Annotated in this window: 20 protein-coding genes; 11 read left to right on the forward strand and 9 right to left on the reverse strand. The window is 70.5% G+C overall.

The window, feature by feature from the left end:
• Nucleotides 1–133: 133 nt before the first annotated feature.
• Entirely contained in the window at nt 134–1,129 is a 996-nt protein-coding gene (locus GAS53_RS11100) for a pirin family protein (RefSeq protein ID WP_151477333.1), read from the reverse strand.
• A gap of 95 nt (nt 1,130–1,224) precedes the next feature.
• On the opposite strand from GAS53_RS11100, the gene GAS53_RS11105 reads away from it, so the two are divergent.
• From GAS53_RS11105 to GAS53_RS11125, 5 genes are all read left to right on the forward strand, one after another.
• Nucleotides 1,225–1,722 (forward strand): carboxymuconolactone decarboxylase family protein, encoded by a 498-nt coding sequence (locus GAS53_RS11105; RefSeq protein WP_151477334.1) that lies wholly within the window; start codon nt 1,225–1,227, stop codon nt 1,720–1,722.
• 391 nt (nt 1,723–2,113) lie between these two features.
• A complete protein-coding gene (locus tag GAS53_RS11110) occupies nt 2,114–3,046 on the forward strand; it encodes an SDR family oxidoreductase (RefSeq protein ID WP_151477335.1) in 933 nt (310 codons plus the stop codon).
• A gap of 377 nt (nt 3,047–3,423) precedes the next feature.
• Nucleotides 3,424–4,383, forward strand: a complete 960-nt coding sequence (locus tag GAS53_RS11115; protein ID WP_225858858.1) for an NAD(P)-dependent oxidoreductase — start codon at nt 3,424–3,426, stop codon at nt 4,381–4,383.
• The gene (locus GAS53_RS11120; protein WP_151477337.1) at nt 4,367–5,317 is read left to right on the forward strand and encodes a hypothetical protein; all 951 of its coding nucleotides are present in this window, start codon (nt 4,367–4,369) and stop codon (nt 5,315–5,317) included. Before GAS53_RS11115 ends, GAS53_RS11120 begins: the two co-directional genes overlap by 17 nt.
• A complete protein-coding gene (locus tag GAS53_RS11125; protein ID WP_192583064.1) occupies nt 5,314–6,159 on the forward strand; it encodes a prephenate dehydratase in 846 nt (281 codons plus the stop codon). The genes GAS53_RS11120 and GAS53_RS11125 overlap by 4 nt, the downstream gene beginning before the upstream one ends.
• Nucleotides 6,160–6,201: 42 nt before the next feature.
• On the opposite strand, the gene GAS53_RS11130 is transcribed toward GAS53_RS11125, so the two are convergent.
• Entirely contained in the window at nt 6,202–6,885 is a 684-nt protein-coding gene (locus GAS53_RS11130) for a PP2C family protein-serine/threonine phosphatase (protein ID WP_404829205.1), read from the reverse strand.
• Nucleotides 6,886–7,414: 529 nt separating this feature from the next.
• On the opposite strand from GAS53_RS11130, the gene GAS53_RS11135 reads away from it, so the two are divergent.
• Complete coding sequence (locus GAS53_RS11135) at nt 7,415–8,812, forward strand: MFS transporter (RefSeq protein ID WP_192583065.1); 1,398 nt, start codon at nt 7,415–7,417, stop codon at nt 8,810–8,812.
• Nucleotides 8,813–8,865: 53 nt separating this feature from the next.
• Here GAS53_RS11135 and GAS53_RS11140 read toward each other — a convergent pair whose 3' ends face one another.
• The 4 genes from GAS53_RS11140 to lnt all read right to left on the reverse strand — a co-directional run bounded on the left by GAS53_RS11140 (nt 8,866) and on the right by lnt (nt 13,875).
• Nucleotides 8,866–10,791: a helix-turn-helix domain-containing protein gene (locus tag GAS53_RS11140; protein ID WP_151477340.1), complete on the reverse strand. Its 1,926-nt coding sequence runs from the start codon at nt 10,789–10,791 to the stop codon at nt 8,866–8,868.
• Nucleotides 10,792–10,849: 58 nt separating this feature from the next.
• Nucleotides 10,850–11,650 carry a 3-hydroxybutyrate dehydrogenase gene (locus tag GAS53_RS11145; RefSeq protein ID WP_151477341.1) on the reverse strand — a complete coding sequence of 267 codons (801 nt, stop codon included), beginning with the start codon at nt 11,648–11,650 and terminating at the stop codon, nt 10,850–10,852.
• A gap of 60 nt (nt 11,651–11,710) precedes the next feature.
• Complete coding sequence (locus GAS53_RS11150) at nt 11,711–12,184, reverse strand: NUDIX hydrolase (RefSeq protein WP_151477342.1); 474 nt, start codon at nt 12,182–12,184, stop codon at nt 11,711–11,713.
• Between the two features lie 77 nt (nt 12,185–12,261).
• The gene (gene lnt, locus GAS53_RS11155; protein ID WP_151477343.1) at nt 12,262–13,875 is read right to left on the reverse strand and encodes an apolipoprotein N-acyltransferase; all 1,614 of its coding nucleotides are present in this window, start codon (nt 13,873–13,875) and stop codon (nt 12,262–12,264) included.
• Between the two features lie 220 nt (nt 13,876–14,095).
• On the opposite strand from lnt, the gene GAS53_RS11160 reads away from it, so the two are divergent.
• Entirely contained in the window at nt 14,096–15,166 is a 1,071-nt protein-coding gene (locus tag GAS53_RS11160) for an O-antigen ligase family protein (RefSeq protein ID WP_151477485.1), read from the forward strand.
• Nucleotides 15,167–15,205: 39 nt separating this feature from the next.
• On the opposite strand, the gene GAS53_RS11165 is transcribed toward GAS53_RS11160, so the two are convergent.
• Together GAS53_RS11165 and GAS53_RS11170 are read right to left on the reverse strand one after the other, a co-directional pair.
• Nucleotides 15,206–15,763: a hypothetical protein gene (locus GAS53_RS11165; protein ID WP_151477344.1), complete on the reverse strand. Its 558-nt coding sequence runs from the start codon at nt 15,761–15,763 to the stop codon at nt 15,206–15,208.
• A 96-nt stretch (nt 15,764–15,859) separates the two neighbouring features.
• On the reverse strand, nt 15,860–16,645 hold the full coding sequence (locus tag GAS53_RS11170; protein ID WP_192583066.1) for a glutamate racemase: 786 nt from the start codon (nt 16,643–16,645) through the stop codon (nt 15,860–15,862).
• 58 nt (nt 16,646–16,703) lie between these two features.
• Between GAS53_RS11170 and GAS53_RS11175 the strand changes: the two genes are divergently transcribed.
• Nucleotides 16,704–17,879: a glycosyltransferase gene (locus GAS53_RS11175; protein WP_151477346.1), complete on the forward strand. Its 1,176-nt coding sequence runs from the start codon at nt 16,704–16,706 to the stop codon at nt 17,877–17,879.
• Between the two features lie 19 nt (nt 17,880–17,898).
• Here GAS53_RS11175 and GAS53_RS11180 read toward each other — a convergent pair whose 3' ends face one another.
• Nucleotides 17,899–19,191, reverse strand: a complete 1,293-nt coding sequence (locus GAS53_RS11180) for a TerD family protein (protein WP_192583067.1) — start codon at nt 19,189–19,191, stop codon at nt 17,899–17,901.
• A 276-nt stretch (nt 19,192–19,467) separates the two neighbouring features.
• Between GAS53_RS11180 and GAS53_RS11185 the strand changes: the two genes are divergently transcribed.
• From GAS53_RS11185 to GAS53_RS11195, 3 genes are all read left to right on the forward strand, one after another.
• Complete coding sequence (locus GAS53_RS11185; RefSeq protein ID WP_151477348.1) at nt 19,468–19,905, forward strand: DUF6643 family protein; 438 nt, start codon at nt 19,468–19,470, stop codon at nt 19,903–19,905.
• A 45-nt stretch (nt 19,906–19,950) separates the two neighbouring features.
• Complete coding sequence (locus tag GAS53_RS11190; RefSeq protein WP_151477349.1) at nt 19,951–20,775, forward strand: MOSC domain-containing protein; 825 nt, start codon at nt 19,951–19,953, stop codon at nt 20,773–20,775.
• Between the two features lie 162 nt (nt 20,776–20,937).
• Nucleotides 20,938–21,543, forward strand: coding sequence for an Rv1733c family protein (locus GAS53_RS11195; protein WP_192583068.1), 606 nt, complete (start codon nt 20,938–20,940; stop codon nt 21,541–21,543).
• The last annotated feature ends 114 nt before the right edge of the window (nt 21,544–21,657 follow it).

The following is a 21,657-nucleotide window of genomic DNA, read 5'->3' on the forward strand; positions in this document are numbered from 1 at the left end:
AAGCCGTTCATCTGGACCAAGACAGCCGAAGAGATCCTCGACTCCCTCGCCCGCTTCTACCGACGGATCTCTGGCGCAGGACACTAGCGGAAGGTGTGGTGTTTCCGTATGCCGTGTTCGGTGCTCGGCTCGGTCAGCGTGGTTCCTTCACGGGCGGGCCCGGGTTCTTGCGCGGGGTGATCGTGGCGTTGGGCAGTGCGGGTGCCGGGAGGCGGTCGCCGTCGTAGCCCTCCACTCGGCCGAAGCGGTCCGACGCGTTCTGCCAGGCATCGCGGGCCTGCACGATGTCCTCGTGGGTGCGGCCGATGAAGTTCCACCACATGACGATCTCCTCCGGGAACGGCGGCCCGCCCAGGAGCACCAGTCGTGCCGCCTCCTGCCCCTGGTTGGTCAGGTCAACGGCGGTGTGGCCGGGTGCCGCGTAGCCGAGTTCGGCCGGCTTCAGCGTCGTTTCGTTCATGAGGACGTCGCCGCTGTCGACGAGGACGCCGTGCTCGAATCCGGGATCGACATCAAGGATCACCGTGGCGCCGGGGTCCACGGTGAGTTCCGCTCCGAGGAGCGGGGTGAAGGTGCGCACGGGGGATGTGTCGCCGGCGAGCGTGCCCAAGAAGACGCGGGCCTCGCCGCCGTCCAGCGGCACGGCGCGTGGGACGTGGTGCTGGAAGTCCCTTGCCGCATTGCGGTGTTCGCCGGGCAGCGCCACCCACAGTTGCACACCGTGCAAAACGGTGGTGTTCGGTGTGGAGACCTCCGAGTGGCTGATGCCGAAGCCGCCCGTCATGAGGTTCAGCTCGCCGGGCCTGACGAAGGCGTGGGTGCCCAGGCTGTCGCGGTGTTCGATCTCGCCGCTGAAGAGCCAGCTCACCGTCTGCAGACCGGTGTGAGGGTGAGGGGCGACGTCCATGCCGCCGCTCGTCGTGACATCGTCGGGGCCGTAGTGGTCAGCGAAGCACCAGGCGCCGATGAGCGCCCGGGCCCGCTGGGGCAGTGTGCGCCGTACCCGCATGGCACGAGGGCCGCCGAGCGGGACGTCCCGCGGGGTGATTGTCTCGATGCGCGTGTGCGGCCGTCCGTCGGTCTCGGCCCGGCAGGTCAACTCGGCAGGGCGCTCTTCTGTGTTGCTCACCGGAAGGTGCCCCCTTCAAGGAACGTTCGATTTTCAACATTCACAGGGTCGATGATAGGACGGAGACCGAGAGATCGTGTGATGAAGGAGTTCAGGTGACCCAGACGGCAGCGGCGACCACCGAGGGACGTGTCTTCGTCGACAAGCAGAGCCCGGATGCCTACCGCGCCCTGACGGCCACAGCCGAGGCGGTGCGCGGCGTCGCGGCCGAGGCCGGGCTGGACCGCCTGCTCGTCGAGCTGATCAACATCCGGGTGTCGCAGCTCAACGGCTGTGCGTTCTGCCTCAATCTGCACACCAAGACGGCCCTGCGCGCGGGCGAGACCACTCAGCGTCTCGGCGTACTGCCGGCCTGGCGGGACACCGAGTTGTTCACCCCGCGCGAGCGTGCGGCGCTGGCGCTGGCGGAGGCCACCACCCACGCCGCGGACGCCGACCCCCAGAGCACCGCCTACGCTCTCGCCCGTGCCGCGCTGTCGGACGACGAGATCTCCGCCGTGATCTGGGTGGCGATCACCATGAACGCCTTCAACCGGGTCTCGGTCATGAGCAAGCACCCCGTTCGCAACAGCCCCCCAGCACCGTCCGTCTGACGGCGCCTGCCTGCGGGCAACACAGCCGCGCAGAGACAAAAGGGCCGGCTCCGCGTGCTGGAGCCACGCACATCCTTGGAAACAGCAGAGCAGTCCAGTGGCACATCGCCATCGCCATCGGCTGCGGCCGACGTCCGGCCGCAGCCGATGAATGCTGCGGCGCAGATATGCAACCATGTATCACAGCGTGCACAGCGAACATACTGTGCGAAGCAACACCTTGTCACACTGGGTCATGGCCGCATCGGCACCAGACCGGCAGGCACGACGGGCCCCATGCGGCCTTTGCCATGCTCTGCCGATCCAAGGTTGAGCAACTCATGGATCGGGCGATCCCGTGCACGGACCCTTGTGGCCTGGCAACGACACGACCGCACACCAGGAGCATGCGATGAACGACGTAACCGTCCCCGACCTGCGCGGAAAGCTCGCCGTGGTGACCGGAGCGAGCAACGGCATCGGACTCGGGCTGGCCCAACGGCTCGCTCGCGCCGGCGCCGATCTCATATTGCCGGTCCGCGACGCGGCCAAAGGAGCCGCCGTTCTGGAGCAGATTATGGCCGCCACGCCCCAGGCGAAGGTCTCCATTCGTGACCTCGACCTGGCCTCACTGGCGTCGGTGGATGGCCTCGCTGACGCACTGCAGGCAGACGGCAGGCCGATCAACCTTTTGATCAACAATGCGGGAGTGATGGCACCGGCCACCCGGCACACGACAGTGGACGGGTACGAGCTGCAATTCGGAACCAACTACCTCGGCCATGTGGCGCTCACCGGACGCCTGATGCCGCTGCTGCAGGCGGGTCAGGCCCGCGTGACGACCATCACCAGCAGCGCGGCCCGCAGCGGCCGGATCAACTGGGACGACCTGCAGAGCGAGAGACGCTATTCGCCGGTGCGTGCCTACAACCTCTCGAAGCTGGGCAATCTGTTGTTCGCCCTCGAGTTGGAGCGCCGCAGCGCGGCGAACGGGTGGGGCATTGTCAGCAACGCCGCTCATCCCGGCACGACATTGACCAACCTCTACGCGTCCGGGCCCAACCTCGGCCGCAGCCGTCCCGCCCCTTTTGAGGCGATCGTGAAACGACTGGCTCGCTGGGGCGTCTTCGTGCATTCTGTCGACGCAGGGATGCTTCCGCCGCTGTACGCAGCCACGAGCCCCCAGGCCAGGGGCGGGCTCCTCTACGGTCCTGACGGCCTCGGGCAGTTCACCGGCGGCCCCACCGAGCTGGCGATCTACAAGTCGGCCCGGAGCGAGGCGGACGCCGCCCGGCTGTGGGAGATCTCCGAGCGTCTGACGGGGGGCGCGTTCGCGTCCGCTTGAGGCAGCCGGTGCCGTCAGGAAGTTCTTCCTCGGACGAACAGGCCAAGCACCAGTGAACAGAGCCGAATTGGCGGCCTTTCTCGGATCGCTCATCGAAGAACCATGTGACCACAGGCGCCGTGACACCGACACAGGAGTCACCGCATACATAACTTGTGACACTGTATAATTCGGTGTGTTCGTCGCCCTCGCAACGTCGCGACGCAGACACCAGAGACAGCCGCGGGAGCACAGGAACAGGCGCCGACCTGTCCTCTCCGCACATCGTGTGCCGCAAGGACGAGCCCGCACGGGCCCGCAGCACGGACTGGCACACCGGCGGTCGTCCGAGCTGCACGACAAGACCTGGAAGTAGCTGATGCACGATGAATGACGGCATGACCGCGTGGCTTCCCTATCCTCCGGGGGAGGTTCCCGGCCTGCCGGACGGGATTTCCTACCAGTACTGGAACGGTTCCCACTCGCTGCCTGGTGACCCGAACGACGTCCGTTTCCTGGTCGGTCCCCCTACGCCCGCGGCGGAACATGCCCTGAGCCGCGTACTGCCCCACACAGGCAATCTGCAGGTTCTCCAGCTCCTCAGCTCGGGATACGACGGCATGGCCCCGCTGCTGGGCGCGATGCCGCCCGGCGCGCAGCTGGCCACCGCCCGTGGAGTCCACCGCGAGGCGACGGCAGAACTGGCTGTCACTCTCCTGCTCGCTCTCATGCGCGGTGTCGACCAATTCATCGGCCAACAGGCGCAGCACGAATGGAAGTCCAAGGTCTGGCCCACGCTGGTCGGCAAGCGCGTCCTGGTCGTCGGATACGGGGCCGTGGGCACGGCCGTCGCAGCCCGGCTCCATGCGTTCGGGTGCGAGGTCGTGCCGGTGGCCCGGGTCGGGCGCACCTCAGCGGCCGGCCGCGTGTACAGCGCGGCGGTGCTGACCGAACTGCTTCCCACGGCCGATGCCGTGGTGCTCTGCGCACCGCTCACAAAGGCAACGCGCGGCATGTTCGGCGCAGACTTCCTGGCGCTGCTGAAGGACGGGGCCGTGCTGGTGAACACCGCCCGCGGCGAACTCGTGGACACCGCCGCGGTGGTCCGAGAGGTACGCAACGGCCGACTGCGGGTCGCGCTCGACGTGACGGATCCCGAGCCCCTGCCCGCCGATCACCCGCTGTGGAACCTCCCCGGTGCGCTGATCACCCCTCATGCGGCAGCGTTCACCGACGCGTTCCGGCCGATGTCCATTGACTTCCTGCGGCGGCAGCTGCATCGCTACGCAGGCGGCGAGGAGTTGGAGAACGTCATCCCCATCACGCAGGAACTCTGGGCCGGTGATCAAGCTGCCTAGGCACGGCACAGCATCGCAAGGCACTTCCCCCGAGGTCGTCGGGCCGGGCACCGCCCTGGCGCAAGTGCTGCGCTTCTACGAGCGCGAGGCGCACCACGATCCCTCCGCGGCGTGGAGGTCGTTCACCACCACATGGAACTGGGCCGCTCCGCTTCCCGCCGCCCTACCCACTGACCACGGCCTCACCATCGCCCGTTCCGTCCCAGGCGGCTTCTCGCTGTCGGGGGTGTGGCGGATGCCGTGGGACGCTCGGCATGCACGATGGCTGGCTGTGCCGCTCGTCGACCACCGGCAGCGGCCCCGGACCGAAGCAGCGAAAAGAGGACCCGACGTCTTCGTGCTCTCCTCGAACGCACTGCCGCGCCCACACCGCACCGTGGACGACACGGACACCTACGACCCCACGCTCCCGCTGGACCAGGTCTATGTGCCCGGCGGATTCGCCACCAGCTCAGCAGGCACACCGCTACGGTCCGACGACGCTGCCTTCGTCCGGACGGCGGTCACCGCCATGGCGCTCGGCTCTGCCCGTCGGCTGACCGATGCCCTGACGGCTCTGGATCAGCAAGTGGCGGCCTCTCCCGTCGTGTCGGCGATGTCACCCGCTGCCGCAGCCGCGGAACTGGCCGCTGTGCTGCACGACGAACGACTGAGCCTGGCCGTGCACCTGCACGGCACTTCCCCCGGCAGCCCGGGTGCTGGGCCGTCCCCCGACGGCCCCCTGGCCGCGTCGACGCGGCGGGCCAGTCACATGGTCCACGAGGTGGTCGCGGCGGTGTACGAATACGGCGCGCCCTTCCTCGGAATTGAGGGTCACGACTCTCTGGTGTCCCTGATCGAAAGCAGCACGCCCGTCCTGCAGTGCATGCGGTTTGCGGTGGAGCTTCTGCCGCCCGGCAACGCCGCTTCGACGAGGGAAGGCTCAGCACCGTGATGGTCGTCGCGTACCAGGGTGAACCGGGATCCAATTCCGCGACCGCCGCCCGTGCTCTGTACCCCGAGAGCAGAGGGCTCGCCTGCACGAGCTTCGAGCAGGCGCTGGACGCTGTGACGCTCGGCACCGCCGAGGTGGCGGTGATTCCGGTGGACAACTCCGCGGCCGGGCGCGTCGCGGACGTGCATCATCTCCTTCCGGAGACAGGCCTGTTCATCGTCGCCGAGTACTTCCTCGCCATCCGCTTCGACCTCATGGCCGTCCCCGGCACGTCACTTGACCAGGTGGAGTGCGTACGCAGCCACGTGCACGCCCTGGGGCAGTGCCGGAAGGTACTGCGCGAAGGCGGCTGGCGCACCCTCATCAGCGATGACACGGCAGGTGCGGCCCGTGAAGTCGCGGAGCTGGGCGACCCCAGGCACGCGGCGCTGGCCCCGCCGGCCGCGGCACGGCTCTACGGCCTGGACGTACTGCGGCCGGCGGTCGAGGACGATCCCGACAACACCACGCGGTTCGTCGTACTCTCCCGGGACGCCAGCCTCTCGCCGAGCACGGACGATCCGACGATGACCAGTCTGTTCTTCTGCGTACGGAACATTCCCAGCGCGCTCTACAAGGCGCTCGGCGGATTCGCGAGCAGCGCCGTGAACCTCACCAAGATCGAGAGCTACCAGCTGGGTGCCGGGCTGAATCCCAGCCGCTTCTATGTCGAGATCGAGGGACATCCCGACGAGCCCCGCGTCGCCCTCGCGTTGCAGGAACTGCGCTTCTTCTCGTCCGAGGTACGCGTTCTCGGCGTGTATCCGGCGCATCCGCACCGGTTGGGGGACCGCGTCAGCTGACCGGAGTAGCGAACGAAAGACCTCATGACGCGTCATCGTCCCCTACCTGCGGGGGCGTGGTCCCGCGTTCCAGCCCAGGTGGAGAACAGCGACGTCGTCCGCCAGGCCCCCGTAGGGAGCGGCCTTCGACGCGGCGCCATCGACCAACGCGTCTATGAACTCCTGCCCCGGCAGGTGTACGTGCCGCATCGCCAGCCGGAGCAGGCCTTCCTCGCCGAGCCGTGCGGACGGCGCGGTCCTCCCCTCGAACAGTCCATCGGTGTAGAGGACCACACCGTCGCACGGGGACAGCTGAATTTCCGTCTCCGTCCAGTCTTCGCATCCCGGAAACAGACCGAGCGCAATTCCGGCCTGCGGCTCGACCCAATGGACTTTCCCCCGCCTTCGCAGCAGAAGTCCTGGGTGCCCCGCACTCACCGCTCTGACGGACCTTCCTCCCGAAGGGAACACCAGCGACACAACCGTGGTGTATGTGTCGTCGTCCGCTCTCTCGTCGACCAGGATCCTCTCCAGGATGCCCAGTTGCTCGAACTGAGTCTTTCCGCAGAGAACAGCCGTCCGCCAAGCCACGCGCATGTGAATCGCGAGAGCGGCTTCTGCCACTCCGTGTCCGGAAACGTCACCCATGATCACATGCACAGTCGAATCCTCTGTCTGCACGATGTCGTAGAAGTCACCGCTCAGCAGCGCGCGTGGCCGGCCGGGTACGTATCGTGAGGCGGCCACGAAGTCGTCTCCACGCAATGCCGGCGCAGGAAGGAGGCTTCTTTCCAGAGATGCATTTTCATAGGAAGTCAGCACGTCTGCCCTCAGATGCCAAGAGTCAGCCATCGATGTCCTGTCAGTGATAATCGTTGAAACTGCATAAGGCATTGGCGCGGTACCCCACCCTCAATTCACTTGTTTCCGCCGCGGGTTGTTCACAACACCAGACCGGAGAGGCGCCGGATCTGTGACATTGGCTTCGGCGGCCATGTTCTGCGACGGGATTGTCGGCGGCGCGTCCCCGACTTTTCAGCATCACCCAGCCCCGGGCACCACGGAGGGGTCCCGCCCTGCTCCCGGCGGTGTGCGCCGCCCGTTGTCGAGGTGTCGGGCTTGCAGCCAGCACGGGTGAATACGGGTGATGAAGTGGAGGCCACGCTTACACTCCGGCCCCGAACTATGTTGTCCCACCACATGTGCGCCTGACCTGCCAATTCCTACGGTGTTCCGACACGTACCCGTCCCCACCGCACACGAGGAAGTGGCGCACATGGCCTCCGCAGCAACCGCTCCCCCACCACCCGCCAGCCTCAAGCGCATCGTCGCCGCCAGCCTCATCGGCACCACCATCGAGTGGTACGACTTCTTCCTCTACGGATCTGCCGCCGCGCTCGTCTTCAACAAACTGTTCTTCCCGGACTCCGACCCGCTCGTCGGCACCCTGCTGTCGTTCCTGACGTATGCGGTGGGCTTCGCCGCCCGGCCGCTCGGGGCGCTCGTCTTCGGGCACTACGGCGACCGGCTCGGGCGCAAGAAGCTGCTGGTCCTGAGTCTGCTGCTGATGGGCGCGGCGACCTTCGCGATCGGGCTGCTGCCCACGCACGCGACCGTCGGCACGGCGGCTCCAGTGCTGCTGACCGTGCTGCGCCTGGTGCAGGGCTTCGCGCTGGGAGGCGAGTGGGGCGGCGCCGTGCTGCTGGTGTCGGAGCACGGGGACGCACGGCGGCGCGGGTTCTGGGCCTCGTGGCCGCAGACCGGGGCGCCCGCCGGGCAGTTGCTGGCGACGGGTGTGCTGTCGCTGCTGACCGCCGTCCTCTCGGACGCCGCCTTCACGTCCTGGGGCTGGCGCATTCCGTTCCTGCTGTCGGGTGTGCTGGTGATCGTCGGTTTGTGGATTCGTCTGTCTGTCGATGAATCGCCTGTCTTCAAGGCGGCCCTCGCTCAGGCCGAGGCGCGCAAGGCGGCCCAGGACGGGACCGTCGAGAAGCTGCCGCTGGTGTCCGTGCTGCGGTACCACTGGCGGGACGTGCTGATCGCGATGGGCGCGCGTATGGCGGAGAACATCAGCTACTACGTGATCACCGCCTTCATCCTCGTGTACGCCACCACCTCGGCCGGACTCTCCAAGCAGACGGCGCTGAACGCGGTGCTCATCGCGTCCGCCGTGCACTTCGCGGTCATCCCGGTCTGGGGCGCCCTGTCGGACCGCGTGGGCCGTCGGCCGGTGTATCTGCTGGGCGCGGCCGGCGTCGGTCTGTGGATGTTCCCGTTCTTCTCACTCATCGACACCGGCAGTTTCGGGAACCTGATCCTCGCCGTGACCGTGGGCCTGGTGCTGCACGGGGCCATGTACGCGCCGCAGGCGGCCTTCTTCTCGGAGATGTTCGCCACCCGCATGCGCTATTCGGGCGCTTCGATCGGCGCGCAGTTCTCGTCGGTCGCGGCGGGCGCGCCGGCGCCGCTCATCGCGACCGCGCTGCTGGCGGACTACGACAGCTCCACTCCCATCGCCCTCTACGTGATCGGGGCCGCCGTGCTGACACTGATCGCGGTGGGCGTGGCGAAGGAGACCCGGCACCGCGACCTCGCGGACGTGGAGATGGAAGCCGGGCCCGGCCCCGAAGATGCGACGACACCGGCCCACGCCGCCGACGCCCGTACCACCTGAGCCGGCAGCCGGCTTCTCGGAGACCGACCCCCGTACGCACGCGCGTGCGGGGGTCAACGCTGTGCGGTCGACGCCAACCGGTGCAGCCGCAGGGCGAGTTGGATCTCCAGAGCCCGAGCCGGGCTCTGCCAGTCGGCGCCGAGCAGGCGGCCGACCCGCTCCAGCCGCTGCGCGACCGTGTTGACGTGGACGTGCAGTTCGTCCTTGGTGCGTGCCGGGCTCATGCCGCAGGCGAAGTACGCGTCGAGGGTGCGCAGGAGGTCGGTGCCGCGCTTCTCGTCGTATGTGACGACCTGGCCGACGGTGCGCTCGACGAAGCCCGAGATGTCCTTGCTCCCGGCGAGCAGCAGCCCCAGGAACCCGAAGTCCTCCGCCGCGGCGCCGTCCCCGGTCCGGCCGAGGAGCCGCAGCGCTTCGAGGCATCGCTGACCCTCCGCGTAGGCGTCGGCCACGGTGTCCGGACGGGAGGCGAGGTCCTGGACGGGCGCGGAGGCGCCGACGGTGACCGCTTCGTGGACGGCCGTCCCCAGGTCTCTGGCCGTGCGGCGGGCCAGGTCAGTCGCGGTGTCACCGGGGCCGAGGGGCAGCAGCAGAACGGTGCCGCCGTCGCGGGCCGCGGCCAGTCCGTGCCGGGTGGCGGCGAGGTGGGAGGCGGCGGACCACAGCCTGCGGCGGGCGGCGGCCTCCTGGTCGCCGTCGGCGGCCTCGGCGTCGAGGCGGGCGGCCAGCACCACATGGACGGCGTCGAGGTCGGCGTCCAGCCGGGCGGCACGCTCGCGCAGCAGCCGGGGGTCGCGGTCGCGCGCGTCGAGCAGGTCGTCCAACAGCTCGCCGCGGACGCGCTGTTCGGCCTCGGAGGCCGAGCGGCGGGCGAGCAGCAGGAGCGAGGTGACCATGGCGGCCCGTTCCAGGGTGCGCTGGTCGACGGGGTCGAGCCCAGGGTGGCCGCGCAGCACCAGCGCGCCGAGCAGTTCCCCGCCGGCGGCGACGGCCGCGACCCAGTCGTCCCCGTGCCGGACGGCGTGTCCTTCGGCCCGTGATACCTCCAGGGCGTCGCCGGGTGCGGCACCCGCGTCGGCGAACTGCACGGTGGCGTCAAGGACCTGGGAGACCGCGGCGGACACGTCGTGGACTCCGCCGCCCCGCAGTACGAGTTCCGCCAGCCGGTCGTGGACGTCCGAGGCGCGCTCGATGACGCCGCTGCGGTCGCGGATGATCTCGTTGGCCCGCTCCAGGTCCGCGAGTGCTTCACGGGTCTCGGTGAGCAGGTTCGCGGTGTCGATGGCGGCGGCCGCGAGGGCGGCGAACGAGCCGAGCAGCGCGATCTGCTCCCGCTCGAAGACCCGCGCACGGCGGTCGGCTGCGAAGAGCACGCCGATGACATGCGGTCCGAGCATGAGGGGCACGCCGAGGATCGCCACCAGCCCCTCGTCGCGTACCCCCGCGTCGATGGTCTGGGTGTGCTGGAAGCGGTCGTCCCGGAAGTAGTCGTCGGTGACATAGGGGCGGGCCGTCTGGGCGACGAGCCCGCCGAGCCCCTCCCCCATGCCGAGCCGCAGCTGCTGGAAGCGCGCCGCCACCGAGCCCTCGGTGACCCGCATGTACGTGTCGCCCTTGGCCGGGTCGTTCAGGCTGAGGTACGCCACGTCCGTGCTCAGCAGCGAGCGGGCGCGCTGCACGATCGCCTGGAGCACGGCGTCGAGGTCCCGCAGTCCCGCGAGGTCGTGGGCCGTCTCGAAGAGCGCGGACAGCTCGGCCTCGCGTCTGCGGCGCCCCTCCATCTCGGAGCGCACGCGCAGCGCGAGCAGCTTGGCGTGCTCCAGAGCGACGACCCGGTCGGGCGGCAGCCCGTCCGCGCGGGCGAGCAGCACCGGCTGTTCGTACGCGTCGGCGGACGCGCCCCGGGCCAGCAGCTCAAGGAACGGCGCCTCGGCGCTCGCCTCGGAGCGCCCGGCTGACTGCAATTGATCGCGAGACATGTCCACCAGGATTACCCACCGCACCGACAGCCTGACCAGCCCTGTGGACAACTCGCGTTCAGTGCGCGGTCCAGCCGCCGTCGAGGACCAGCGAGGTCCCGGTGACGAAGGACGCGGGCGGGCTGCACAGATATGCCACGGCTTCGGCGACCTCCTCCGGTTCGATGAGGCGCTTGACCGCGCTGTCCTGCAGCAGGACCTCGGTCAGTACCCGCTCCTCGGGGATGCCGTGGGCGGCGGCCTGGTCGGCGAGCTGCTGCTCGACCAGTGGGGTGCGCACATAGGCGGGGTTCACACAGTTCGAGGTGACTCCATGGGGGGCACCTTCCAGGGCCGCGGTCTTGGAGAGACCTTCCAGTCCGTGTTTCGCCGCCACATACGCGGACTTGAAGGCAGAGGCGCGCAGCCCATGGACGGAGGACACATTGACGATGCGGCCCCACCCCTGCCCGTACATGTGCGGCAGTGCCCCCCGGATCAGCCGGAACGGAGCCTCCAGCATCACGGTCAGCACGGTGTGGAAGGTGTCGGGCGGGAACTCCTCGATGGGGCGCACCAGTTGCAGCCCGGCATTGTTGACCAGGATGTCGGTGCCCGCGGCGGCGGACTCCGCGGCGTCCAGGTCGGTGAGGTCGAGGACGTGGGGCTCGACGGTGCCGGCGAGGCCCTGGGCCTGTTCGGCGAGCGCATCGAGTCCCCCGGCGTCCCGGTCGACCGCGCGCACCTTCGCCCCGGCCGCGGCGAGCCGCCGTGCGCACGCGCGGCCGATGCCGCCTGCGGCGCCGGTGACGAGGGCGGTACAGCCGCCGAGGTCGAGAGACGGGGCGTGAGGGCCTGCGAGGGCGCTGGGCGCGGTCATGCCCCGACTCTAGGCAGCGGCCACGCCCCGACCGATGTGGTCACCACCCACACTTCGTCGTCAGGTCGTGGCGTCGAACCACGTGGGCTCGTCCGACAGCGCCTGCTTGATCCGGAACAGCCCATGCTCGTTCAGCTCCGGCAGCGCGTCGACGTCGAACCAGCCGACCTCCAGCGATTCGTCGTCGTTGACGCGGGCCTCCCCGCCGACTGCCCGGCACCGGATCGTGATGTCCATGAACTGGCAGATGTCGCCGTTCGGGTACGTGATCGGTTTCAGGGCCTGTACGAGCACGACGCGCTCGGCGACGCACCGGACGCCCGTCTCCTCGTACACCTCCCGAACGGCGCAGGCCGCGGGCTGCTCGCCGGGGTCCGACATTCCGGCGACGACAGCCCACTTGCCGGTGTCGGCCCGGCGTCCCAGCAGCACTCTGCCCTCGTCGTCGAAGACGACGGCGGTGACGCCGGGGAGCCACAGCAGCTGGTGGCCCGCGGTGGACCGGATCGTACGGATGAAGTCAGGAGTAGCCATGAGCCGACCCTAACGGGCCGGTTCCGCCATCCCGGCGCGTTCCGGACGGACACGACCGGCATGCAACCGGTGTACGGCTACAGGTCACCAGTGCGTCGCCCGCGCACCACCGAGGTCACGGCCCAGCCGAGCCCGCCCGCCGCGATCAGCAGCAGGAGCATCTCCGGCGCGGTCCCGAGCCGTGTGGCGGGGGTCTCGGAGGAGCGCAGCGGCACCTTCTGGACGAGCGAGTCCGCCACGAACATGCCGGTCCGCTGCGTGATCTTCCCGTCGGGCATGATCACTGCACTGACGCCGCTGGTCACCGGGACGGTGACGGTTCGGCTGTGCTCGACCGCGCGGATCCGGGACATGGCGAGCTGCTGGTAGGTCATCTCGCTGCGGTCGAACGTGGCGTTGTTGCTCGGCACGGAGATGATCTGGGCGCCATGGGTGACGGTGTCGCGCACAGCCCAGTCGAAGGCGGCTTCGTAGCAGGTCGCGAGGCCGACCTTGGTGCCCGCCATGGTGAACACGCCGGGCTTGCTGCCCCGGCTGAAGTCCTGGCGGACCATGGACGTCCAGTTCTCGTTGATGGCGCCGACCATCGACCGCAGGGGGAGGTACTCGCCGAACGGCTGGACCTGCCGCTTGTCGTAGGTGGCGCCGGGCCCGGTCTCCGGGTCCCAGAGGATCTGCTCGTTGTAGAGCTTGCCGTTCTTCTCGACGACGCCGCCGACCGAGATGGGCGCGCCGATCGCCTTGGCCGCCTGGTCGATCACGGCGTAGGCGTCGGGGTTGCCGAACGGGTCGATGTCGGAGGAGTTCTCCGGCCACAGCACGAACTCCGGCTGGGCGATCTTGCCGGCCTTGACCTGCGCGGCGAGGCGCTCGGTCTCCCGCGCGTGGTAGTCGAGGACGGCGCGCCGCTGGGAGTTGAAGTCGAGGCCGGCGCGCGGCACATTGCCCTGGATGACCGCGACGGTCGCGGTGCCGTCCTCGGCCGTGTCGCTGACCAGGGGCCGCGCGGCGAAGGCGCCCACGACAGGGAGGACGAGGCTGAGCAGAGCGACCGCGGCGGCCCCGCGGCGTACGGCACCGGTGCGCCGCGCCTCGAGGGCCTGGCGGACGATCTCGCACAGTCCGAAGCCGCACAGGACGACCGCGAACCCGAGCACCGGAGTGCCGCCCACCGCCGCGAGCGGCAGGAAGACGCCGTCCGCCTGGCCGAAGGCGATCTTGCCCCAGGGGAAGCCGCCGAACGGCGCACGCGCGCGTGCCGCCTCACCGGCGATCCACAGGGCGGCCGCCCACATTGGCCACCCGGGCAGCTTCGACACGGCCGCGACGCCGACGCCGACGAGCGCGACGAACACCGCCTCGATGACGACGAGGGCCAGCCAGGGCCCGGGACCGACCTCCACGCCGGTCCACACGAGCAGGGGCAGCAGGAAGCCGAGGCCGAAGAGGTAGCCGAGGCCCAGGGCCGCCTTCCAGGTGCGGCCGCGCAGCACCCAGCCGAAGACCGCGAAGGCCGGGACGGCCAGCCACCACAGGGTGCGTGGCGGGAAACTGACGTACAGCAGCACCCCGGAGAGTGCCGCGGCGGCGGCCGGAGCGAGCCGCCGCACCAGTCGCGCGCCGCGCGATACGGGCCGGGCCTGCGGTTCGAGCTGTTCCGGCTCGTCTACGGAGGTTGCTGTGACGGTCACTCGGGGAGTGTACGGCGCGTGACCGTGGCGCCGACAGCGCGGCCTTCGGCGCCCGGCCGGGCGCGCCCCTCTCACCTGCCGCATCGTTTCTGCGCAACTCGTCCACAAACCGGCGCATCACCCGTTACGGTGTGCCCGAGCCTCTGACGTACAGGCCGTGTCCGGCCGGGCGGTCGGGGCCCGTCACAGGTCGGGGGGCGGCGGGGTGGGGTCCACGGGGATGGCGTCGGCGGCCGGTGCAGCGTCGGCGCACGAGAGACGCAGCAAGTCGGACGCGACGGGTGTCGTCGTGCTCGGAGCCTGCGCGGCCTGGTCCTTGATCACGGCCGCGGCGCACGGCGGCCGGCCCGAGGGGGTACTGCTCGCGGTGCTCGCCGTGGCCGCCGGATACGCCTCGGGGCGGATCTGCGGGGAGCTGCTGCCGGTCGCCGCGCCGTGCGCGGGCGCGCTCGCCGGGCTCGGTCTTGCGGTGGCCGTCCCGCACACCAATCCGGGTTCCCAGGTGACCTCGCCGCTCGGGCAGACCGGCGCCACCGCCGCGCTGCTGACGATCTCCGCGGGGGCCGCGTGCTGTGCGGCGTGGGCGGCCGGCCCGACGGGGCTGCGGCTCGTGCTGCGCCTGCTGGCCGCCGGTATCGCGGTGGCGGCGGCCGTACTGGGTTCGACGTCGGGTTTCGTGGCCTGCCTGGGTGTGCTGCTGTGCTCACTCGCCGCCGACCGCATGCGGCGCCGTGGGCTGGGGCTCGGCGGCCTCACCCTCACCGCGGTCCTGGTGACCGGAGCGACCTGGGCGATCGCCGAGAACGTACTGCCGGACGGTCTGACCAGGTCCCTGGAGGGGCAGCTCACCCAGCACCGGGTCCTGCTGTGGCACGACGCGCTCGACATGGCCGGCCGGGAGCCGGGGCTTGGCGTCGGACCGGGACGGTTCTCGGAGCTGAGCCCGACCGTCACGCAGTCGCTGCTGCCCGACGGCAAGCCTCACTCGGCGCCGTTCCAGCAGGCGGCCGAGCAGGGCGTGGTCGGCGTGGTCCTGCTCGCGGCGGTGTTCGGCTGGGTGCTGTACGCGCTGTGGCGATCGCCGCGTCCGACGCCGGTCGTGCTGACGGCGGGCGCCGCCCTGACGGCACTGGCCGCGATCGCCGCGGTCGGCAACGCGCTGAGCTTCACCACGGTGACGGCGGGCGCGGGCCTGCTCGCGGGCCTCGCCACGGCGCGCCGCCTGCTCGACGAGGTGCCGGAGACCGCGGTGGACGCCGGACGCGCCCGCAGCGGTCCGCCGCAACCCTGAGGTTCAGGTGCGAACCTGCCGGGCCGAGCCCCTCTGACGTCAGCGGGCGGTGCGCGCGGCGGCCGCTCTCAACCGGTCGCGGATGACCCGGACGGCCGCCTCCGCGTTGTCCACCGTGATGGTGAACGAATGGCCGTCCCCAAGACGGAGCACCAGGCCCTCGCCGCGCCGGACGACCACGGCGGTCCCCTTCTCGGGCCGCCAGCGGTAGCCCCAGCCGCCCCACTGCCTCGGGGTGACCCGGGGCACGAAGTCGGCGCCGATGATGTTCGACAGCGGGATACGGCGGCGCGGGAGGCCCATGTGGCCGCAGCGCACCTCGAGGCATTCCTTGTCGACCTTCACGGCGACGTGCACGAACGCGAGCGTGCCGAAGAGAACCAGGAGGCCCGCGGCGATGCAGCCGACCACGGACATGACGAGCGGGGCGATGCCCGACGTCCACGCCGAGTCGACGGCCAGCTCGATGCCCAGTGCCACGCAGGCGGCACCGCCCGTCGCGAGCAGCCACTGAACGCGGTTGGACGCGCGGCCGTGCCAGACCTCGGGGTGCGGGGCGTCGGCAGCGCCCTGTTCGCCGTGGGGGTGGTCCCTCATGCCAATGAGCGTACTCATGTTCCGCTCCGCGGGCATCAGGTTGCGGACTGTCACTACTCTGGGTGGACGCGGAGTGTCCGCTTCGTGACAGGACGTTCAGCGCGCCGGGCTGACCGCCTGCAGCAGCCTGCCCTCGTCGTACGTCAGCGCGGTCGCGGGCAGGGCCCCCGCGCGTCCGCCGAGCAGCACCGTGAGGCTGCTGTCAGCGGGTGCCTCCAGGGCCGGGCCCCCACCGATCCGGCGCAGCGCCTGGGCGGCCACCGCGCCGGCGGATCCGTGCAGGACGAGCGGCGCGAGGCCGGGGCGCTGCACGGCAGCGCGGATGCGCTCGGCGACCAGTTCGTAATGGGTGCAGCCCAGGACGACGGCCCTTACATCGTCGGGGGTGCCCACCGCGGCCGCGGCGATCGCGGCGTCGATGGCTGCCTCGTCCGCGTGTTCGATGGCGTCGGCGAGCCCGGGGCAGGGCACCTCGGTGACGGTCACACCGTCGGCGAACTCACGGATCAGACCGCGCTGGTAGGGGCTGCCGGTGGTGGCGGGTGTGGCCCAGATCGCGACGGGCCCCCCGCCCGCCGCGGCCGGCTTGATCGCCGGGACCGTGCCGATCACGGGAATCCCCGGCTCCAGGTGGGCGCGCAGCGTGGGCAGGGCGTGCACGGACGCGGTGTTGCACGCGACGATCAGGGCGTCGGGCCCGTGCAAGGCGGCGGCCTCGGCGACGGCGAGGGCGAGGGCGGTCACATCCTCCGGCGTGTGGCGTCCCCACGGCATGTTGCCGGGGTCCGAGGAGAGAACGAGCTCCGCGTCGGGGCGCAGACGACGTACGGCGGCGGCCGCCGCGAGCAGTCCGATTCCGGAGTCCATGAGCGCGATCTTCACCCGGTCACCATAGACGATCCGCCTCAACGGGCCGCCGTGGTGGGGCAGACTGCGGCGGGTGAGCGCCGTCGCATGGATCGCTGTGGGATCGCTGGCCGCCTGGCTGTGGCTGCTCCTCTGCCAGGGCTTCTTCTGGCGTACGGATGTGCGGTTGCCGCCGCGTAGAGAGCCGGACGGCTGGCCTTCCGTCTGTGTCGTCGTACCGGCGCGGGACGAGGCCGCCGTCCTGCCCGAGAGCCTGCCCTCGCTTCTTGCGCAGGACTATCCGGGGCGGGCCGAGATCTTCCTCGTCGACGACGGCAGTTCGGACGGCACCGGTGAACTGGCCCGTGAACTGGCGCGCCGGCTCGGGGGGCTGCCGCTGACCGTCGACTCGCCCGGGGAGCCGCCCGCGGGCTGGACGGGCAAGCTGTGGGCCGTACGCCACGGAATCGGCCTGGCACGCGCGCGTGGACCCGAATATCTGCTGCTGACGGACGCGGACATCGCCCATGCGCCGGACAGCCTGCGGGAGCTGGTGGCCGCGGCCCGCACGGGTGACCTCGACCTCGTCTCGCAGATGGCCCGGCTGCGCGTGGAGAGCGTCTGGGAGCGGCTCGTGGTGCCCGCGTTCGTGTACTTCTTCGCGCAGCTGTATCCGTTCCGCCGGATCGCCGTGCAGGGGTCGCGGACCGCGGCCGCGGCGGGCGGCTGCGTCCTGCTGTGCACCGCCGCGGCCGAGCGGGCGCGGATTCCGGACGCCATCCGGCAGGCCGTCATCGACGACGTGGCGCTGGCGAGGGCGGTGAAGGGCTCCGGTGGGCGCATCTGGCTGGGGCTCGCCGAACACGTCGACAGCGTGCGCCCGTATCCGCGGCTGCACGACCTCTGGCGGATGGTGTCGCGCAGCGCGTACGCCCAGCTGCGGCACAACCCGCTGGTGCTGGCCGCAACGGTGGCCGGTCTCGCGCTGGTGTACCTGGTACCGCCCGTGGCACTCGTCGTGGGCCTGGCGGCGGGCGGTTCCGGGGCGGCGGCGGCCGGGGGTCTCGCATGGCTGCTGATGACGCTGACGTACCTGCCGATGCTCCGTTACTACCGCCAGCCGCTCCTGCTCGCCCCGCTGCTCCCGTTCACCGCGTTCCTGTACCTCCTCATGACGGTGGATTCCGCGGTGCAGCACTACAGGGGGCGGGGTGCGGCCTGGAAGGGCCGCACCTACGCCCGTCCCGACGCGGCGCCCGAGCAGCAGTGAATGATCGCCCCCGGTCAGGTCACTTCCTGCCGGGAGTCCAGTTCATGCCCCACCCGTAGGTGTAGTCGACGGTGCGCTGCGGGCTCACTCCCCGGTCGGGGACGAGGAAGCGGGCCTCGCGCTGTACGACGAGGTCGCTGCCGGTGTTGGTGATGAGGGCGAGCGCGCACACCGTCGAGGGCACGGTGCACTCGCCGAGCGAGAAGTCGACGGGTGCGCCGTGCAGCGGCTGGAGGGTCACCGTGGCGTCCAGGTCGGCGAAGGAGCGTGCTCCTTCGTAGATGGTCACGAAGATGAGGATGCGGCGGAAGTACTGCGTGTGGTCGAGGTTGATGCTGAGGTTCTCGCCGCTCGCCGAGGCTCCGGTGCGGTCGTCGCCGTCGAGATGGATGAACGGCGGCTGGTGCAGCGCTCCGAAGGCGTTACCCAGTGCCTGCACGACGCCCTTGCTGCCGTCGGAGAGCTCGTACAGGGCGCACAGATCGAGGTCGAGGTCCGCGTGCATGGCGACGGCCCGGCCCAGTTTGGCCTGCCATCCCGAGAACTGCTTGCGCACCTGCCAGTTGAGGTTCACGCGCATCACGCCGGAGGTGCCGCCCTGCTTGGTCAGCGAGACGGACGGGGCTTCCTTGGTGAGCGTGACCTTGGTCAGGCGTACGGGGGCCGCGGGCTGGGCCGGCGGTGCGGGCGGCGGTGTCACCGGCGGCGCGGCCGTGACCGGCGGGGCCACGGGGGCGGGCGGCGGCGCCACGGGGGCCGGCGGTGCCGCCTGCTGCGGTTCGTCCACCGTGATCCCGAAGTCCGTGGCCAGCCCCTCCAGTCCGCTGCTGTAGCCCTGTCCGACGGCACGGAACTTCCAGGCGCCCTGACGGCGGTAGAACTCCCCGAGGACGAAGGCCGTCTCGACACTCGCCCCCTCGCTGTCGAACCGGGCGACCTCGGTGCCCTGCTGTGCGTCGACGACCCGGATGTACAGCCCGGGCACCTGCCCGAACGTGCCGCCGTCCGAGGACGCGGCGAGCACCACCGTGTCGATCGAGGGCTCCACGCGCGCGAGGTCCACCAGCAGCGTGTCGTTCACCTGGCCGCCGGCATCCCGCTTGCCTTCGTGGCGCACCGCGCCTGAGGAGTGCGTCGCCTGGTTGTAGAAGACGAAGTCCCCGTCGGAGCGGACCTTCCCGGCGGCCAGCAGCAGCGCCGAGGCGTCCGCGTCGGGTACGCCTGGACCCGCCCGCCAGCCCAGCTCGACCCTGAGGCCGGTCGTAGGCACCGGAACGTTTGATCCCTTAGGCATTGACATGTCCGCCCCCATCGGGTGTCTCCGCGCGCGACCGCGCCTCGTTACGTTCAGTCGTTCTTCGCCAACCTATTCCCCCGAGCGTCGAACGCGCATGACCCGGCTCAGGAGTTCGCCTACCGACCCGCGGGTAACCCGCCCGGAACTCGGCTTTTACATGAACGAACGCCATCCCGCCGCCCCTTTTCGCCAAGTTCGCTCGCATTGGGGATCCCGCGTCACCGCCGACACGGAAAACAACCCTCTTATCGGTCTCCCCAACCGGCACATCGTGGGCTTAACTTATGTGCCATGACCTCCCCCCGCTCCACCTATGGCGGCGGTTACTACTCCGCCTCCTTCCCGGACACTCCGATCTACGACTCCCTCGTGGCCGAGCGGGGAACCCCGCAGATCGCCCCGATCCGGGTCCCCGCGGCTTACGACACGGGCAGTCACCTGCCCGCGCTTCCGGCAGCGCTGCCCGCCCTGCCTGCCGCCCCCTCCCCGCAGGTTCCCTCGTACAACTACCCGCAGGCTCAGCAGCCCGCCCCGCTGCACCAGGCCCCGGCGCCGTACATCCCGCAGCAGGCCGGTGCCCCGCGCGGCTACCCCGGCCCCCAGGCCCCTCAGCCGCAGCGTCCCGTAGCGGGCGGTACGGGTTACGAGGCGATGCGCCCCGCGGCCCCGCGTCCCGCTCCGGCGCCGTACCAGGATCCGTACAACAACCAGCAGTACCGCGGCTACTGAGGTCGTTCGGCGGAGGTTGTCCGTGCTCGCTGGCAGGATGACCTCATGTCGAAGCCGGTGCTGCACTCGATCCACGTCTATCCGCTGAAGGCGGGCAGGGGGTATGCCCCGCGTGCGGCCGTCGTGGAGCCGTGGGGGCTGGCGGGTGACCGGCGCTGGGTGCTGATCGACGAGAGCGACAAGGTCGTCACCCAACGCCCGCAGCCGCGTATGGCGTTGGCCGCCGCCGAGCTACTGCCCGGCGGCGGCATCGTGCTGTCCGCGCCCGGCCGTGAGCCGCTGACCGTCCCCGTGCCCGAGCCGACCGGGACGACGACGGTGGAGATCTGGAACGACAAGGTGGAGGGGGTCGCCGCCGACACCGCGGCGCACGCCTGGTTCAGCGACTATCTCGGCACGGGGGTGCGTCTCGTGCACCTCGACGACCCGGCCACGCGCCGGCCCATCGACCCGGAGTTCGCCCGTCCCGGCGAGACCGTCAGCTTCGCCGACGGCTATCCGCTGCTGCTCACCACGCTCGCCTCGCTCGACGCCCTCAACACGCTGATCGCGCGGGGCGACCGGCCCCAGGAGGGCCCGCTCCCCATGAACCGCTTCCGGCCGAACGTGGTGATCGACGGCACCGTCTCCTGGGCCGAGGACGACTGGTCCCGGATCACCATCGGCGAGGTCACCTTCCGCGTCGCCAAAATGTGCGGGCGCTGCGTCGTGACCACCACCGACCAGTCGACCGCCGAGCGGGGCAGGGAACCGCTGCGCACCCTCGCGCGCCACCGCCGCTTCGGCGACAAGCTGGTCTTCGGCCAGAATCTCGTGCCCGAGTCCCCCGGCACGGTCCGCGTGGGCGATCCGGTCAGCATCCTGGAATAGGCCCTTTCGCGGGGAACACCGACGCCGGGGACGTCCGTTGAGCCTGTGTGAGAAGTTCATAAGAGGCCGGTACGAGGGGTGATTTCGCTCTCTCTTCCCCGGTCCCGCGCGTGAACGGCTCCGGTCGGGGTTATCACGGACGCGGAAGGGGGTGCGGGACGGTTGCGGGCAATCAGGGGACTCTGGCGCTGGCGGCACAACCCGCTGCGACGTACGACGGATCTCGCCGAGGCGTGGCTGGCGCTGGCCACGCTGCTGCTGATCCTCGTCGCCGCGCCCCTGGTCGGTGTCCTGGTCGGCGGACTCGCCCAGGACGCCCTGCAGCAGTCCGTGAAGGAGCAGCGCAAGGACCGCCATCCGGTGGTCGCGACCGTCGTCAAGAAGGCGGATCGCACGCCGCTCGACCCCGACCCCGAGACGGCCTCGGGACGTGACTCCCACAGCCGCGTCCTCGCCGACTGGACGGCCCCGGACGGCACCGCTCGGCACGGCACGGTCATGGCGGCCCTCAACTCCCCGCAGCGCGGCGATCACTTCACCCTGTGGACGGACGAGCGCGGCCGCCTGGTGGGCCGGCCGCTGGACACCGCGACCGCGACGACGCACGCCGTGCTGGCCGGATTCGGCACGGCCGCCGTCTGCGCGGGTCTCGTCGAGGGCTCCCGGCGGCTGGTCGTGTGGCGCATGGTGCGGCGCCGCTACGACCGGTGGGACCAGGCATGGTCGCAGGCCGGGCCGGACTGGGGCAGGACGGGCACGGGCAGCTGACGGCCTCTCCGCTCCGGTCAACCGGCCGGCTCCGCGCACGCTACGGTGGACCGGCCGAGGTGTTCGGCAACGTCGTGAGAGGCTGTTCTCGTTGCCCCCGTGCCGAGTTGACGC

Source organism: Streptomyces albicerus (assembly GCF_008905045.1).
In the GTDB taxonomy this organism is placed as follows: Bacteria; Actinomycetota; Actinomycetes; order Streptomycetales; family Streptomycetaceae; genus Streptomyces; species Streptomyces albicerus.

Coding starts and splice junctions, on each gene's coding strand:
- GAS53_RS11110 (WP_151477335.1), top strand. CDS start 2,114: ATGAACGACGTAACCGTCCCCGACCTGCGCGGAAAGCTCGCCGTGGTG.
- GAS53_RS11190 (WP_151477349.1), top strand. CDS start 19,951: ATGTCGAAGCCGGTGCTGCACTCGATCCACGTCTATCCGCTGAAGGCG.
- GAS53_RS11140 (WP_151477340.1), bottom strand. CDS start 10,791: ATGTCTCGCGATCAATTGCAGTCAGCCGGGCGCTCCGAGGCGAGCGCC.
- GAS53_RS11180 (WP_192583067.1), bottom strand. CDS start 19,191: ATGGGGGCGGACATGTCAATGCCTAAGGGATCAAACGTTCCGGTGCCT.
- GAS53_RS11150 (WP_151477342.1), bottom strand. CDS start 12,184: ATGGCTACTCCTGACTTCATCCGTACGATCCGGTCCACCGCGGGCCAC.
- GAS53_RS11115 (WP_225858858.1), top strand. CDS start 3,424: ATGACCGCGTGGCTTCCCTATCCTCCGGGGGAGGTTCCCGGCCTGCCG.
- GAS53_RS11145 (WP_151477341.1), bottom strand. CDS start 11,650: ATGACCGCGCCCAGCGCCCTCGCAGGCCCTCACGCCCCGTCTCTCGAC.
- GAS53_RS11135 (WP_192583065.1), top strand. CDS start 7,415: ATGGCCTCCGCAGCAACCGCTCCCCCACCACCCGCCAGCCTCAAGCGC.
- GAS53_RS11160 (WP_151477485.1), top strand. CDS start 14,096: ATGGCGTCGGCGGCCGGTGCAGCGTCGGCGCACGAGAGACGCAGCAAG.
- GAS53_RS11165 (WP_151477344.1), bottom strand. CDS start 15,763: ATGAGGGACCACCCCCACGGCGAACAGGGCGCTGCCGACGCCCCGCAC.
- GAS53_RS11185 (WP_151477348.1), top strand. CDS start 19,468: ATGACCTCCCCCCGCTCCACCTATGGCGGCGGTTACTACTCCGCCTCC.